The 13320-nt window shown below is 70.2% G+C and carries 13 protein-coding genes; 7 read left to right on the top strand and 6 right to left on the bottom strand.

Annotated features, from left to right (window positions below; genetic code table 11):
- Nucleotides 1–75: 75 nt before the first annotated feature.
- The 4 genes from sigE to OG589_RS31460 all read left to right on the top strand — a co-directional run bounded on the left by sigE (nt 76) and on the right by OG589_RS31460 (nt 3531).
- Nucleotides 76–735, top strand: a complete 660-nt coding sequence (gene sigE / locus OG589_RS31475; RefSeq protein WP_358550371.1) for an RNA polymerase sigma factor SigE — start codon at nt 76–78, stop codon at nt 733–735.
- On the top strand, nt 732–1259 hold the full coding sequence (locus OG589_RS31470) for an anti-sigma factor family protein (protein WP_405141597.1): 528 nt from the start codon (nt 732–734) through the stop codon (nt 1257–1259). Before sigE ends, OG589_RS31470 begins: the two co-directional genes overlap by 4 nt.
- Nucleotides 1260–1530: 271 nt before the next feature.
- Nucleotides 1531–3039 (top strand): S1C family serine protease, encoded by a 1509-nt coding sequence (locus OG589_RS31465; RefSeq protein WP_405141595.1) that lies wholly within the window; start codon nt 1531–1533, stop codon nt 3037–3039.
- A 120-nt stretch (nt 3040–3159) separates the two neighbouring features.
- Nucleotides 3160–3531 carry a sec-independent translocase gene (locus OG589_RS31460; RefSeq protein WP_405141594.1) on the top strand — a complete coding sequence of 124 codons (372 nt, stop codon included), beginning with the start codon at nt 3160–3162 and terminating at the stop codon, nt 3529–3531.
- A 73-nt stretch (nt 3532–3604) separates the two neighbouring features.
- On the opposite strand, the gene OG589_RS31455 is transcribed toward OG589_RS31460, so the two are convergent.
- Nucleotides 3605–4744 carry an Mrp/NBP35 family ATP-binding protein gene (locus OG589_RS31455; protein WP_405141593.1) on the bottom strand — a complete coding sequence of 380 codons (1140 nt, stop codon included), beginning with the start codon at nt 4742–4744 and terminating at the stop codon, nt 3605–3607.
- Between the two features lie 113 nt (nt 4745–4857).
- Between OG589_RS31455 and OG589_RS31450 the strand changes: the two genes are divergently transcribed.
- Complete coding sequence (locus OG589_RS31450) at nt 4858–5316, top strand: MarR family winged helix-turn-helix transcriptional regulator (RefSeq protein ID WP_405141592.1); 459 nt, start codon at nt 4858–4860, stop codon at nt 5314–5316.
- 19 nt (nt 5317–5335) lie between these two features.
- Here OG589_RS31450 and OG589_RS31445 read toward each other — a convergent pair whose 3' ends face one another.
- Nucleotides 5336–5851, bottom strand: coding sequence for a DUF1003 domain-containing protein (locus OG589_RS31445; RefSeq protein ID WP_405141591.1), 516 nt, complete (start codon nt 5849–5851; stop codon nt 5336–5338).
- The gene (locus OG589_RS31440) at nt 5841–7142 is read right to left on the bottom strand and encodes a magnesium transporter MgtE N-terminal domain-containing protein (RefSeq protein WP_405141590.1); all 1302 of its coding nucleotides are present in this window, start codon (nt 7140–7142) and stop codon (nt 5841–5843) included. The genes OG589_RS31445 and OG589_RS31440 overlap by 11 nt, the downstream gene beginning before the upstream one ends.
- Before the next feature lie 122 nt (nt 7143–7264).
- On the opposite strand from OG589_RS31440, the gene OG589_RS31435 reads away from it, so the two are divergent.
- Nucleotides 7265–8347 carry an EamA family transporter gene (locus tag OG589_RS31435; RefSeq protein WP_405141589.1) on the top strand — a complete coding sequence of 361 codons (1083 nt, stop codon included), beginning with the start codon at nt 7265–7267 and terminating at the stop codon, nt 8345–8347.
- Between the two features lie 1324 nt (nt 8348–9671).
- Here OG589_RS31435 and OG589_RS31430 read toward each other — a convergent pair.
- Nucleotides 9672–10238 carry a biotin transporter BioY gene (locus OG589_RS31430; RefSeq protein WP_405141587.1) on the bottom strand — a complete coding sequence of 189 codons (567 nt, stop codon included), beginning with the start codon at nt 10236–10238 and terminating at the stop codon, nt 9672–9674.
- Between the two features lie 160 nt (nt 10239–10398).
- Here OG589_RS31430 and OG589_RS31425 point away from each other — a divergent pair, with 160 nt between their 5' ends.
- Nucleotides 10399–11337, top strand: coding sequence for an HpcH/HpaI aldolase/citrate lyase family protein (locus OG589_RS31425; RefSeq protein ID WP_405141586.1), 939 nt, complete (start codon nt 10399–10401; stop codon nt 11335–11337).
- A gap of 108 nt (nt 11338–11445) precedes the next feature.
- Here the strand turns inward: OG589_RS31425 and OG589_RS31420 are convergent, their stop codons facing one another.
- Nucleotides 11446–12003 (bottom strand): DUF6529 family protein, encoded by a 558-nt coding sequence (locus OG589_RS31420; protein ID WP_405141585.1) that lies wholly within the window; start codon nt 12001–12003, stop codon nt 11446–11448.
- A gap of 124 nt (nt 12004–12127) precedes the next feature.
- A complete protein-coding gene (locus tag OG589_RS31415; RefSeq protein ID WP_405141584.1) occupies nt 12128–12859 on the bottom strand; it encodes a hypothetical protein in 732 nt (243 codons plus the stop codon).
- Nucleotides 12860–13320: the final 461 nt, after the last annotated feature.

The raw sequence follows: 13320 nt of genomic DNA, 5'->3' as shown, positions 1-13320 counted from the left end.
TGTTCACGGGCGGCAAAGAACACAGTCCGGCCTCGTTGGCTCGTGGGTACGCAGGAAGGGACGAAAGCAGGCACTATGGCTGTAGCGGTGGTCCCGGAGAGAGGAGTGCTGGTGGACGACTACCACCAGGCTGATACTCCCGATAGCGCGTTCCCGGGGGGAGACCCCCGGCTGCCCGATGGAGGCTGGACACCTCCGACATGGGAGGAGGTCGTCCGCGACCATTCGGCGCGCGTCTACCGGCTGGCCTACAGGCTGACCGGCAACATCCACGACGCCGAGGACCTCACGCAGGAGGTCTTCGTCCGGGTGTTCCGCTCGCTGTCCAGCTACACCCCTGGAACCTTCGAGGGCTGGCTTCACCGCATCACCACGAACCTCTTCCTGGACATGGCGCGGCGCAGGCAGCGCATCCGGTTCGAGGGGCTCGGCGACGACGCCGCCGAGCGTCTGCGCGGGCGTGAGCCCTCACCCGCCCAGGTGTTCGACGACTCCCAGCTGGAGCCCGACATCCAGGCGGCTCTGGACGCGCTCCAGCCCGAGTTCCGCGCGGCCGTGGTGCTGTGCGACATCGAGGGCCTGTCCTACGAGGAGATCGCGGCGACGCTCGGCGTCAAGCTGGGCACCGTTCGCAGCCGAATCCATCGCGGTCGCAGCCAGTTGCGGGAGGCACTCGAGCACCGGGCACCCCGTCGCGACGAACTCCCCCCGACCGTTAGCAGGGAGGGAGCATGAGCCATCTCGGAGAGCGCGCTTCCGCGCTCATTGACGGTGAGCTTGGTCACGCCGAGCGAGAACGCGCTCTGGCGCATCTGACGTTCTGCGCGGACTGCCGCGCCGAACTCGATGCGATCCGGGCGCTCAAGAGCCGTCTTCGATCACTCGACCCGCCCGCCGTTCCGGCGGACCTCACGATGTCGCTTCTGCGCATGTCCGAGCCCGGCGGGCCGCTCCCGCCGCGGGTGCGCCCGTTTCCGAACCCGACCTACTCTCTGACCAGCGCTCCGATCGACAACAGGCCGCGGCGCAGCGGCGGGTTCGCAGGGCCGGGGCGTTCGGGGGGTAACCGCCGGGCGGGTTATGTGGCGGTCGGCGTCGCGTCGGCCGCCGTCGCGCTCGGCACGCTGTTCATGGTCGGAGGCGCCGACAGCAGGCCGTCGGCCCCGCCGGTCGAGATGTTCGCCAACCAGCACCGCGCCACCACTCCGGCCGGCCAGGTCCTGCCGGGGCGCGCGGGCACGACTTCCCGGCAACCCTGAGCTGTTCGGCCACCCTGAACGGGACACGGGGCGTCACTTCACCCGTCCGTGCCGTTCACGCCGATGCGGGCATACGATCGGATGGACCCTGTGCGGGCTTACGGCGCTCGTATGGGGTCCGAGCGAGAATCTGGCGTAGCCCACGTTGACTGGCCTCGGGAGTGAGCGTTCGATGACCGACGAGACACGTACCTTCGATTCAGGGGACGTGGCCACTCCCTCCCAGCATTCCCGGGAAGGCTCGGCGTCGGGGGCCCCAGGCTCCAGCGGGATGCGCGTGAGACCCGAGTTCCTGCCCGCCTCCGAGGGGTGGCCCGCGAGCGGGCCCGACGCGTTCACCGGGCCCAACCCCTTCGCGGCCGGCGGCGGGGGGCACGATCCCTTCACGCCGGCGGGCCGCGATCCGTTCGCACCCGCCGACGCAGGGCGCGACCCCTTCGGCGGCGACAGCACCGGGCCCATCCCGTTCGCGGCCGACGCGCCGCGCCACGGTGGCGACGAGGGGGCTTCCGGCTGGGGCAACCCGTCCGGCGGGCCGCTCCCGCCCTCGCCCGGCGGCCCCTACGGGCCGACCCCGCCGCCTCCTCCGGTCAACCCCTTCGGCATGGGCCCGGGCTGGGCCCCGCCGCCCGGTGCTCCCCGCGCGGAGCCGGCCGGAGCACGGGCGCCGAAGACCGGCGTCCTCGCGGTGCTCGCCGTCGTGATCGCCCTGGTGGCCTCGACGGCCGGAAGCGTCGGCACCTACCTGCTCACCCGCAGCGGCTCAGGCACCGACCCCTCCTACAGCCTCGGCACGCCGACCGGCGCGATCGTCAACCGCGCCCCCGACTCGGTGGCGGGCGTCGCCTCGAAGGTCCTGCCGAGCGTGGTCTCGCTCGACGTGAAGGGCAACAGCGAGGCGGGCACCGGCTCCGGCTTCCTGATCAAGGGCGGCTACATCGTCACGAACAACCACGTGGTGGCCGCGGCGGCGCTGACCGGCAACATCAAGGTGACGTTCAGCAGCAAGAAGTCCACCACCGGCAAGATCGTCGGGCGCGACCCGAGCTCCGACATCGCGGTCGTCAAGCCCGACCAGACCTTCGGCGCCCCCGAGATCACCCTGGGCAACTCCGACCGGGTGGTCGTGGGCGACCCCGTGATCGCGATCGGCTCGCCGCTTGGGCTCACCGGCACCGTGACGACGGGCATCGTCAGCTCGCTGAACCGTCCCGTGACCGCGGGCGGCGAGAGCGGGTCCGAGTCGTCGTTCATCAACGCCATCCAGACCGACGCGGCGATCAACCCCGGCAACTCCGGCGGCCCGCTGGTGAACGCCGCCGGCGAGGTGATCGGCGTCAACTCCGCCATCGCGACGCTCGGCAACAGCTCGTTCGGCGCGCAGAGCGGCAGCATCGGGCTGGGCTTCTCCATCCCGGTCAACCACGTGCGGCGTGTCGCAGAAGAGCTGGTCACCACGGGCACGGCCAAGAAGTCCCGCATCGGCGTCCAGCTCGACGAGAACTACCAGGGTGACGGCGTCCGCATCGCCACCGCCACGCAGCAGGGGCAGGAGCCGGTGATCCCCGGAGGCCCGGCCGACAAGGCGGGGCTCAAGGCGGGCGACATCATCCTGGAGATCGACGGCACCCCCATGACCCAGCCGTCCGAGCTGATCGTCACGATCAGGAGCAAGGCGCCCGGCGACAAGGTGACCGTCAAGTACCAGCGTGGTGGACAGGAGAACACCGCCACCGTAATCATCGACGCGGTTCCGGTCCCCACGCCGCAGCCGTCGTGATCAGGTGTCCTGTTTGGTGCCCATTGCCGGACCGGGGTACTAGTCTGGACGTAGCCAGGTCGCTGTTGGACGGTCCCGGTCAACAGCAGGCATCGGCGTAGGAGAGCGTAGGAGATCACCGTGTTCGGACTCGGCTGGCCTGAGGTCTTGGCACTAGTGGTCATCGCCCTGCTCGTCTTCGGGCCCGACAAGCTCCCGCAGGCGGCTTCCCAGGCGGGCCGCATGTTGCGCCAGGTCCGGCAGATGGCCAACAACGCGAAGACCGACCTGCAGGACAACCTCGGCCCCGAGTTCGCGAACTTCGACCCCACCGACCTGCACCCGAAGAACTTCGTCAGGAAGCACCTCCTGCAGGATCTCGAGGACGACTGGAACCGGCCCGCCACCGAGCACAGCCCGTCCTACTCCGATCCCGCCGACTCCTACGCCACCGCGGGCGTCGGCGAGCTGGGGTACGGCGAGATCCCGCCGTACGACTCCGAGGCCACCTGACCCTCAGGGCACGACATGCGAAGAGGGGCCATCCCGGTGACGGGACGGCCCCTCTTTCGTGTCGTGGCGAGGCTCAGCGGCCGGACGGGGACAGCCCGAGCTGGAGGCCCTTGATGCTGCCCGACTTCTTGCTCAGGCCCTCGGCGATCCTCCTGAGCTCGGTCGCGGCGGGCGAGTCGGGGTCGGTGAGCACCAGCGGCTTGCCGTTGTCGCCGCCCTCGCGCAGGCGCAGGTCGATCGGCACCTGGCCGAGCAGCGGCACCCGGGACCCGAGGGTGCGGGTCAGCCCGTCGGCGACGCTCTGACCACCGCCCTCCCCGAAGACCGCGATGCGCTCGTCGCAGTGCGGACAGGGCAGCCACGCCATGTTCTCGATGACACCGGCGATCTGCTGGTGGGTCTGCGTGGCGATGGAGCCCGCCCGCTCGGCGACCTCAGCGGCGGCCTGCTGCGGGGTGGTCACGACCAGGATCTCCGCGCCCGGCATGCGCTGCGCCACCGAGATCGCGATGTCGCCGGTGCCCGGGGGCAGGTCCATCAGGAGGATGTCGAGGTCCCCCCAGTAGACGTCGGCGAGGAACTGGTGCAGCGCCCGGTCGAGCATCGGCCCGCGCCACACCACCGGGTCGTTGCCCGGCGGCTTGAACATGCCGACCGAGATCACCTTGATGTCATGCGCCACCGGCGGCATGATCATGTCTTCGACCTTGGTCGGACGCTCGCTCACCCCCAGCATGCGGGGGACGGAGTGGCCGTAGATGTCGGCGTCAAGGACGCCGACCTTGAGACCCGCCGCCGCCATCGACGCCGCGAGGTTCACGGTGACCGACGACTTGCCGACCCCGCCCTTGCCGCTCGCGACCGCGAAGACGCGGGTCAGCGAGCCCGGCTTGGCGAACGGGATCTCCTTCTCGGGCCCGCGGTTGCCGCGCAGCTTGGTCTGCAGGGTCTTGCGCTGCTCGGTGCTCATGACGTCGAGGTCGACGTGGACGGCGGTGACGCCGTCGACCTTGGAGACGGCGGCGGTCACCTCGCGGGTGATGGTGTCACGCATGGGGCAGCCCGCGACGGTCAGATAGACCCCGACTCGCACCACCCCATCGGGAGAGATATCGACGCTCTTGACCATGTCAAGGTCGGTGATCGGCCGGCGGATCTCCGGGTCGTTGACCGTCGCCAACGCGGCCGTCACCAATTCTGGGGTTGGTGCCATGGATCCATGCTACGAACCCAGGACCGATCCGACGAACTCCGGACCCTCCGGTAGGGGCCAAGAGACCCCAACAGGGAGGTGTATGTGTTTATGCAACCTTCTAGGATGACCGCGTGACGTCCAGGACGGCGGAGATCACCCCGCAGCAGCTCATCGTCTGGCGCATGGTCCAGCGGGCCCAGGTTCACATCACCCGGAGCCTTGAGGGTGAGCTGCTGAGCCGGCACGATCTGGCGCCGGCCGCCTACGACGTGCTGCTGCAGCTCTCCGAGACCACGGGCCGGAGGCTCCGCATGAACGATCTGGCCGAGCGGGTGCTGCTGTCCCGCAGCGGGCTCACGCGGCTCATCGACCGCCTCCAGCGCGACGGGCTGGTCGAGCGCGAGGCCTGCGCGAGCGACGCCAGGGGCCTGTTCGCCGTGCTGACCAAAGCGGGTGACCAACGTCTCTCCGAGGCCACCCCCACCTACCTTCGCGCCATCCGGGGGCAGTTCCTCGACCTGCTCGACGAGGAGGAGCTGCGGCAGTGCGCCGACATGCTCACCAAGCTCTTCCCGCAGGTCTCCCTCTGATTCTCTTTCGCTTCCGCGCTCACTGTGGGCCTTTGGGGGCTCCGTCCCGGGTTGAGCCGTCCTGGCGGGCGGGCGGCTCGCGGATCTCGTCCAGCAGGCGCTCCAGCTCGCCCCTGATGTAGTCGCGGGTGGCCAGGTCGCCGAGGGAGAGGCGCAGTCCGGCGATCTCCCGCGTCAGGTACTCCACCTCGGTCTGGTTGCGCTCGGTGGTCATCCGGTCCTGCTCGCTCTGCACGCGGTCGCGGTCGGCCTGGCGGTTCTGCGCGAGCAGGATCAGCGGAGCGGCGTACGAGGCCTGGAGGGACAGGATCAGCGTGAGGAAGATGAACGGGTACGGGTCCCAGGCCAGGCTCCTGGGCGCCAGCGCGTTCCAGGTCACCCAGACCGCGATGAACCCGGTCATGTACACCAGGAAGCGCGCCGTGCCCAGGAAGCGCGCGATCTGTTCGGACAGGCGTCCGAACGCTTCTGGGTCGTAGTGCGGGCGGATGATGCGGCGGAGCTCCCGGGGCTGGTCGAGCCGGTTAACCGCCACCGGTCACCTCGGGCGTACCGTCGTGCGGCTCGTTGGCGCCGGGCGCCTGCTCGTCCCGCTCGCGCCAGTCGGCGGGCAGCAGGTGGTCGAGCACGTCGTCCACCGTGACCGCCCCGACGAGCCGTCCGAGCTCGTCCACCACCGGGGCCGCCACCAGGTTGTAGGTGGCGAGGTACGACGTGACCCCGTGAAGGGACAGGCCAGGGCGGATCGGGTCGATGCTGCTGTCGATCGCCCCGCCCACCAGGGTGGAGGGCGGCTCGCGCAGCAACCGCTGGAAGTGGGCCACGCCCAGGTACTTCCCGGTGGGCGTCGCCACCGGGGGCCGGGTGACGTACACCTGCGCGGCGACCGCCGGGGTGATGTCCTGGCGGCGGATCTCGGCGAGGGCCTCGGCGATCGTCGCGTGGGGCGGCAGCACGACCGGCTCGCTGGTCATCATGCCGCCTGCGGTGTTCTCCGCGTACCTGAGCAGGCGCCGGACGGGCGCGGCCTCGCGGGGCTCCATGCGCGCCAGCAGCGCCTCGGCCTGCCCGGGCGGCAGGTCCTGCAGCAGGTCGGTGGCGTCGTCGGGATCCATGGCCGCGAGCACGTCGGCCGCGCGCTCGGCGTCCAGGCGGCTCAGGATGCCGATCTGGTCGCGTTCCGGCAGCTCCTCCAGCACGTCGGCGAGCCGGTCGTCGTCCAGCGCGGCGGCCACCTCCGCCCGCCGCTTGTCGGGCAGGTGGCGCAGGGCGTTGGCCAGGTCGGCCGGACGGGTCTCCTCGAAGGCGGCCAGGAGGTTCGCGGCCCCCTGGTCCTTCTGCACGGCGCCGAACCCGTTGACGTCCGACCAGTCCACGACCAGCGTCTCACCGCGCCTGCGGCGGAGCCCCCGCGCGGCGCCTCCGCGCATCACCGCGACCTTGGTGATCAGCCACTCGCCGCTCCTGCTGCGCTCCATGGCGAGGTCGAGCACGGTGACCTTCTCGCCGCCGACCTCCACGGTCAGGTCGAGCAGCTCTCCGATAACCAGGGACTCGGTCGAGTGCTTCTCGAAGCGCCGCAGGTTGATGCTGCCCGTGAAGACGACGGCGTCGGCCTCGATGTTCTGCAACCGGGTGATGGGGAGGAACACGCGCCGTCGCGGCTGGACCTCGACGACCAGGCCGTGCACGCGGGGCGGATCGTGGGCGCGTATGGCGACCACGACGTCCCGGATCCGCCCGATCTGGTCGCCGGCGGGGTCGAAGACCGGGGTTCCGGCCAGCCGGGCGACAAAGATCCTCACTATCGCAGCGTACGAGGTCATAGTGGGTGCGCCGTGTCGGCCTCCCTTAAAAGCCGTCTCAACGTACGGTCGCTCCTTGATCTCACCATTCTCCGTATGACAGCATCAAAACCATCTAACGGTCATTACGGGGATGGTGGCGGATGAGGGGCGCGGCGCTGGCGGTGGCCGTCGTATCGGCCTGGTGCTTTGGTTTCTCCGGATCCATGGCGAAATTCGTCGGCGCGGGCGGTCTGACGCCTCTGCAGGCGGTATGGGTGAGGATGGCGGGCGCGGCCCTGCTGCTCATCGTGATCCTCGCCGCGTTCCGGCCGAAGGCCCTGCGCATCCCGCCGGGGAGGCGAGGGTTCTTCGCCGCGTACGCGCTGATCGCCGTGGCGGGGGTCCAGGCGCTGTTCTTCCTGGCCATCACCCGGCTCCCGGTCGGGGTGGTGCTCCTGCTTGAGTACACCTCGCCGGTGCTCGTCGTGTTCTGGGTGCGGTTCGTCAGGCACGTACGGCTGCCGCGCTCGGCGTACGCGGGCGCGGTGATCGTGCTCGTCGGGCTCGCCGTCGTCGTCGAGGTCTGGCACGGGATGAGCCTGGACGGCATAGGGCTGCTCCTCGGCCTCGTCGCCGCCGCCTGCTGCGCGGGCTACTTCCTCATGAGCGACGGCTTCGGCGGTGACATCGACCCGCTCGGCCTCATCGCCTGGGGGCTCGCGGGCGCCGCCGTGGTCCTCGCGCCGATCTCCCAGGCCTGGGACATCCCCTGGGGGGCCTTCGGGACGAGCGTGACGCTCGGCGGCCACACCCTGCCCGTGATCGCCGCCGCCCTGTGGCTCATCGCCATCGCCACCGTGCTGGCCTACATCACTGGGGTCATCGCGGTCCGGCGGCTGTCGGCGGCGGTCGGGGCCACCGTGGCGTCCCTGGAGGTCGTCACAGGCGCGGTGATCGCGTGGGTCCTGCTCGGCGAGCACCTCGGCACGGCCCAGATCGCGGGCGGCGCCATCGTGCTGGGCGGTGCCCTACTGGCTCAGACGGCCACTTCGGGCGTCGGCCGCACGGTGGAGGAGATCGGGTCCGCCGGCGCGTCGGCTCAGCCGGCCACTTCGGGCGTCAGCCGTACGATCGAGGAGGCGGAGGCCCAGCGGGCCGGGAGCCCCGCCGCGTCGACCGCGTTGAGCCGCTCCTTGGCCAGGGCGGCCACGGCGGCGGCCTCGGACTCAGACAAGAACGCCTGATCGACCAGGTGCACGCGGGCGTCGAACGAGACCAGCTCGGCGCCGTTGTCCTTGCTGCGCAGGGTCACCCGGACGCGTGAGGCCTCCACCAGGCCGGGAAGCGACTGCTCCTGGCCGCCGGTGACGATGTAGATCGCACCGTCGTGCCACGTGTGCCACGCCAGCCGATCACGCCCGGACAGCGAGACCCATAGGACGCTCGACTTCTTGGCACCCTCTTCGATCAGCGACAAACTCACACCAGCAATCTACGACGGTTGCGGCTCGTCGCGTACTTGTGCGGTTGGACGGTATTTTCGCCCTCCCGTCGAGCGGTTGGGTGGTGGTCCGGGTGTTGCCCGCCCTGGAGTTGGGCTGCCTGGTGGGGCGGGTGAGGGGGTGACGTGTCGGAGGGGGGCCGGTTGGGGACGGCTGGCGGAGGGGGTTTGACGGATCTGAATTTTCGCCCTCCCGTTGAGCGGTTGGGTGGTGGTCCGGGTGTTGCCCGCCCTGGAGTTGGGCTGCCTGGAGGGGCGGGTGAGGGGGTGACGTGTCGGAGGGGGGCCGGTTGGGGACGGCTGGCGGCGGGGGTTTGACGGATCTTTGTTTCGCCCACCCGTCGAGCGGTTGGGTGGTGATCCGGGTGCTGCCACCCAAGACTTGACCTCATCGAATGCGGCAGGTAGCTCACCATGGCGGGTCTTAGGTCCGTGACTTTCGAAGGATGGCCGGCCGGAGCACGAATGGGGCAAGGGGCAAAGCGCTGGGGGTGGCATGCGCAAGAGAGGGAGAGGGGGCGTCTCCCACTCGCCGCGCTGGGGCCCACGGTGTGGGTGGGCAGCACACGGATCACCCGTCAATTGGGTGCCGGGTGGGCGCGAATCCTCCAAGAGGGCTCCCGCACGAGATCGCTAACCGGTGCCGTCACATGAGGTAGTGGCGACAGAACCGGGCTGAAACGGGGCGTCGCTGGGCAAGCGGCGGGGCCGGTGGCGGCAGGCCGAAGGGATCCAGGGAGTGACCGGCTCCCGCCCGCTGGGCTGGTGGGGGCCACGGTGTGGGTGGGCAGCACACGGATCACCCGTCAATTGGGTGCCGGGCGGGCACGAACCCTCCAAGAGGGCTCCCGCATGAGATCACTAATCGTTGCCGTGTCAGGCTGTGAGCTCTTTGGGCCAGGTGCCGGTGGCCGGTCAGGCGAAGAAGGGGTCGTAGACGGCGTGCGGCATGGCGAGCCGCCACAGCTTGTCCCGTACGTGGACGCACTGCCGAACGACGGCAGGGAACGTACTCACCAGGGCGCCCCAGAACATACTCACCGGGGCGCCCCAGAGCGGAACCTGCCTCAGCGGCCGGCGAGCTTCCAGGCGGCGGGGAGCAGGCCGGCGGCGGCGAGCACCTTGAGGCCGTCCCCGACGAGGAACGGCACGACACCCGCGGACAGGGCGGCGGGCAGGTCGAGGCCCTTCGCCACCATCAGCCACGGCAGGCCGATGGCGTAGATGAGCAGGGTGCCGAGGGCCATGGTCGCAATGGTGCGCAGCGGGGTGCGGTCGCCGCCCCTGCTCGCGAGCGCCCCGACGACCGAGGCGGCGAGGATGAAGCCGACGACGTACCCGAGGGTGGCGTTGCCGCCCGACGGCGCGAACCACGGCACGCCGAGCTGCCCGATCGCGAGGTAGAGCGCCATGCCGAGGAAGGCCCTCGGCAGGCCGAGCGCGGCACCGGTGAGCAGGACGGCGAAGGTCTGCAGCGTGAACGGCACGGGCGTGCCGGGAAGCGGGATGCTGACCTGCGCGGCCAGCCCGGTCAGACCAGCGGCCCCCACGACCAGCGCGATGTCGCGGACGAGCTTTCCGGGAATGAGGTCGGACAGTACGGCGGGCCGAACCGCTATGGACGCGTCAGTCATTGGCCATCTCTCCCTTGCGGAATCCCCCTACGGAGGCTTGAGGTCCATTGTCAGGACAGAGTCGAGTAAATCCCTACGAGATCCGTGCCAAGAACCAGGGGTGGCCTTTGTGACGCCCCCACAGGCCGGTGGCGGCGGGCCGGGCCACTACCGTGGGCGTATGCGCTCCCGTCGTTCCTGTCTCGCAGTGCCCGGCAGCAACCCTCGTTTCCTCGACAAGGCGCAGGGGCTCCCCGCCGACGAGGTCTTCCTCGACCTGGAGGACTCGGTCGCCCCGCAGGCCAAGGAGCAGGCCAGGAAGAACGTCGTCGCGGCGCTGCGCACCGGCGACTGGACGGGCAAGATCCGGGGCGTACGGGTGAACGACCTGTCGACCGCGTGGACGTACCGCGACGTGATCGAGGTCGTCGAGGGAGCCGGGGACGCGCTCGACTTCCTCACACTGCCCAAGGTGGAGGACGCGGTCCAGGTTGCCTGGCTCGACCTGCTGCTCACCCAGATCGAGAAGGCGAACGGGCTGCCGGTGGGACGCATCGGCATCGAGGCGCAGATCGAGAACGCCCGGGGCCTGGTCAACATCGACGCCATCGCCGCCGCGTCGCCACGGCTGGAGGCGCTGGTGTTCGGGCCGGCCGACTTCATGGCCTCGATCAACATGAGGACGCTGGTCGTCGGGCAGCAGCCCCCCGGGTACACCGAGGGGGACGCATACCACTATGTCCTCATGCGGATCCTCATGGCCGCCAGGACCTACGACCTTCAGGCGATCGACGGGCCGTACCTGCAGATCAAGGATGTCGACGGGTTCGCCAAGGTCGCGCGCAGGGCGGCGGCGCTCGGCTTCGACGGCAAGTGGGTGCTCCACCCGACGCAGATCGAGGCGGCCAACGAGGTGTTCTCGCCGGCTCAAGAGGACTACGACCACGCCGAGCTGATCCTGGACGCCTACGAGCATGCCACGACGGTCGAGAGGCGGGGTGCGGTGATGCTGGGCGACGAGATGATCGACGAGGCCTCGCGCAAGATGGCGTTGGTCGTCGCCGCCAAGGGACGGGCGGCCGGGCTCAAGCGCACGAAGACCTTCGCCCCGCCCACCTGACCGGGTACGCCCGCCTCAGAACGCCCGCCTCAGAACGCCTGACCGGGAAGGCCCGCACCGAGAGCGTCCGATCCAGAACATCCGCCTGACCCGGGGCCGTGTAAAGACCTACAACGTGACGCCGAACGTCGTGAAGAACCAGTAGGACGACGTCAGCCAGAGGCCGGTGAGCGCTGTGAAGGCCAGCCCGCCGAGCATCGGCAGCGTCCAGCCGGGCAGGTCGCGCTTGGGGAGCGAGAGCATCTTGGCGACGAACACGCCGTAGAAGAACGTGCCGAGCAGCGAATGGATCAGCACGCGCGGGGTGTCGAACTGGGCGCCGAGCGCGTACAGGCAGTGGAAGGCCACCGGCACCGACAGCAGGAACGCCCCGCGCCCGGACCACCGGTGCAGCGTGCCGGTCCACGACGGCGCCCGTACGCCGGGAAGCCTGCCGTACATGGCCAGCGCGGAGACCAGCTGGACGATCGCGAGCACGAACGTCCCGGTGGCGAGCCACGACTTCATGGCCTGGGCGCCGGAGAAACCCGACAGGCCCACCGCGTACCCGGTGGGCGTGTGTGCCCGGCCGTACACGCCGAGGGCGACGGCCACGAAGCCGCCGACGAGGAGCGGGACGAGGTAGGGCGCGAAGGTCTGCCTCCGCGCGGGCTGGGTGATGGTCATGGCTGGAGTTCCCTCTCAGAGATCGTCGATGAAGACTCAAGAGATCGGCGCTAAGGCTCAGATGGAGACTCAAGGACGTCGATGAAGGCTCGGTCGAGAAGCCTGAGATGACGTCGATGAAGGCTCAGAGGTCGTCGATGAAGGCGTCGGTGTCCTCGGGCCGCAGTTCGGTCCCGTCGACGTTCACGGGGGAGCCTGGGGTGAGCTTCGGAGCCGGGTACGGGGAGTCGTCGACGTTCACGAGGCCGATCTGACGCCCGCCCAGCAGGACGATCCAGCCGCCGACGACCTTGGCGCCGCGGACGACGGCGGTCGCGCGGTACAGGCCCGAGGGCTTCTTGACGAGCGGGGCCGTGAAGCGCCACTTCGCCTTGCCGACCTGGAGCCTGCCCCGTGCCCTGCCGTCGCCGAGCGCGGCGGTGATCAGCGAGCCCTTCCCTGTGAGCGTGACGGTGTTGTCCTCGGCGGTGCCCTTGAGCCAGGACTCGACGCGCCCGTCGCAGAAGTAGGCGACCGCCTTGCCGTTCTTGATCGAGAGCGCGACCAGCCCGCCGTTGCCCTGTGCCACGCCCGCGTAGTCGGCGCGCTTCGGAGTCGGGTCGGCGGCCTCGCCGGCCTCGGCCGTGCCGGTGGGCGCGGGGGCCACCGAGGCCGTGTCAGTGGGCTCGGGAGTCACCGAGGTGGTGGCCCCGGCGGCCGGTGGGCTGGAGGCGGCCGCCGGGGTGGCCGTGTCGGCTGTGCCGGCGATGGCGGCGGCGTCGACGGTGGAGGGCGCGGTCCCGACGCTCATAGCGCCCAGCGCGACGGCGACGACCGCTCCCGCGGCTAGCGTGTGAAAGGGCCCTGGCCGTTTCATGTTCTGCTCCTGGATAAGCCTGGATAGCCGGGATAAGCCTGGTAAGTCCGACGAGCCCGCAGATGGGCCCGGACGAGCGTGGATGAGCGCGGATGAGTGGATCCGTGCTTGCAGGCTGGGCCCTTCCAAGGCGGGCGTCTATGGAGAAAGACGCACAACGGCATCCAGCCGCGAGACGTCCCGGCCAGGTGAGGAGAATGGCGGGTATGCACGATCCGTCGCAGGCGCACCAGCCACAGCCCGAGCCGGGGCCTTCGGGGTTCGGGCATCCGCCACAGGCCCACCAGCCACAGCCCGAGCCGGGGCCTTCCGGGTTCGGACATCCGCCACAGGCGCACCAGCCGCAGCCGGATCCTGGGTCTTCCGGGTTCGGGCATCCGTCACGGGCGCACCAGCCGCAGCCGGGGTTCGGGCATCCGCCGGCGGCTCGCCCGTACTATCCGGGCGCCCAGCCCTGGCAG

Origin of the sequence: Sphaerisporangium sp. NBC_01403 (assembly GCF_045040145.1) — a bacterium.
Lineage (GTDB): Bacteria > Actinomycetota > Actinomycetes > Streptosporangiales > Streptosporangiaceae > Sphaerisporangium > Sphaerisporangium viridialbum.
Note: the sequence above shows the minus strand (reverse complement) of the source record. Positions and strands in the feature narration are given on the sequence as shown.

Coding starts and splice junctions, on each gene's coding strand:
- OG589_RS31425 (WP_405141586.1), top strand. CDS start 10,399: ATGCGCTCCCGTCGTTCCTGTCTCGCAGTGCCCGGCAGCAACCCTCGT.
- OG589_RS31430 (WP_405141587.1), bottom strand. CDS start 10,238: ATGACTGACGCGTCCATAGCGGTTCGGCCCGCCGTACTGTCCGACCTC.
- OG589_RS31470 (WP_405141597.1), top strand. CDS start 732: ATGAGCCATCTCGGAGAGCGCGCTTCCGCGCTCATTGACGGTGAGCTT.
- OG589_RS31435 (WP_405141589.1), top strand. CDS start 7,265: ATGAGGGGCGCGGCGCTGGCGGTGGCCGTCGTATCGGCCTGGTGCTTT.
- OG589_RS31440 (WP_405141590.1), bottom strand. CDS start 7,142: ATGACCTCGTACGCTGCGATAGTGAGGATCTTTGTCGCCCGGCTGGCC.
- OG589_RS31420 (WP_405141585.1), bottom strand. CDS start 12,003: ATGACCATCACCCAGCCCGCGCGGAGGCAGACCTTCGCGCCCTACCTC.
- sigE (WP_358550371.1), top strand. CDS start 76: ATGGCTGTAGCGGTGGTCCCGGAGAGAGGAGTGCTGGTGGACGACTAC.
- OG589_RS31465 (WP_405141595.1), top strand. CDS start 1,531: ATGCGCGTGAGACCCGAGTTCCTGCCCGCCTCCGAGGGGTGGCCCGCG.
- OG589_RS31455 (WP_405141593.1), bottom strand. CDS start 4,744: ATGGCACCAACCCCAGAATTGGTGACGGCCGCGTTGGCGACGGTCAAC.
- OG589_RS31415 (WP_405141584.1), bottom strand. CDS start 12,859: ATGAAACGGCCAGGGCCCTTTCACACGCTAGCCGCGGGAGCGGTCGTC.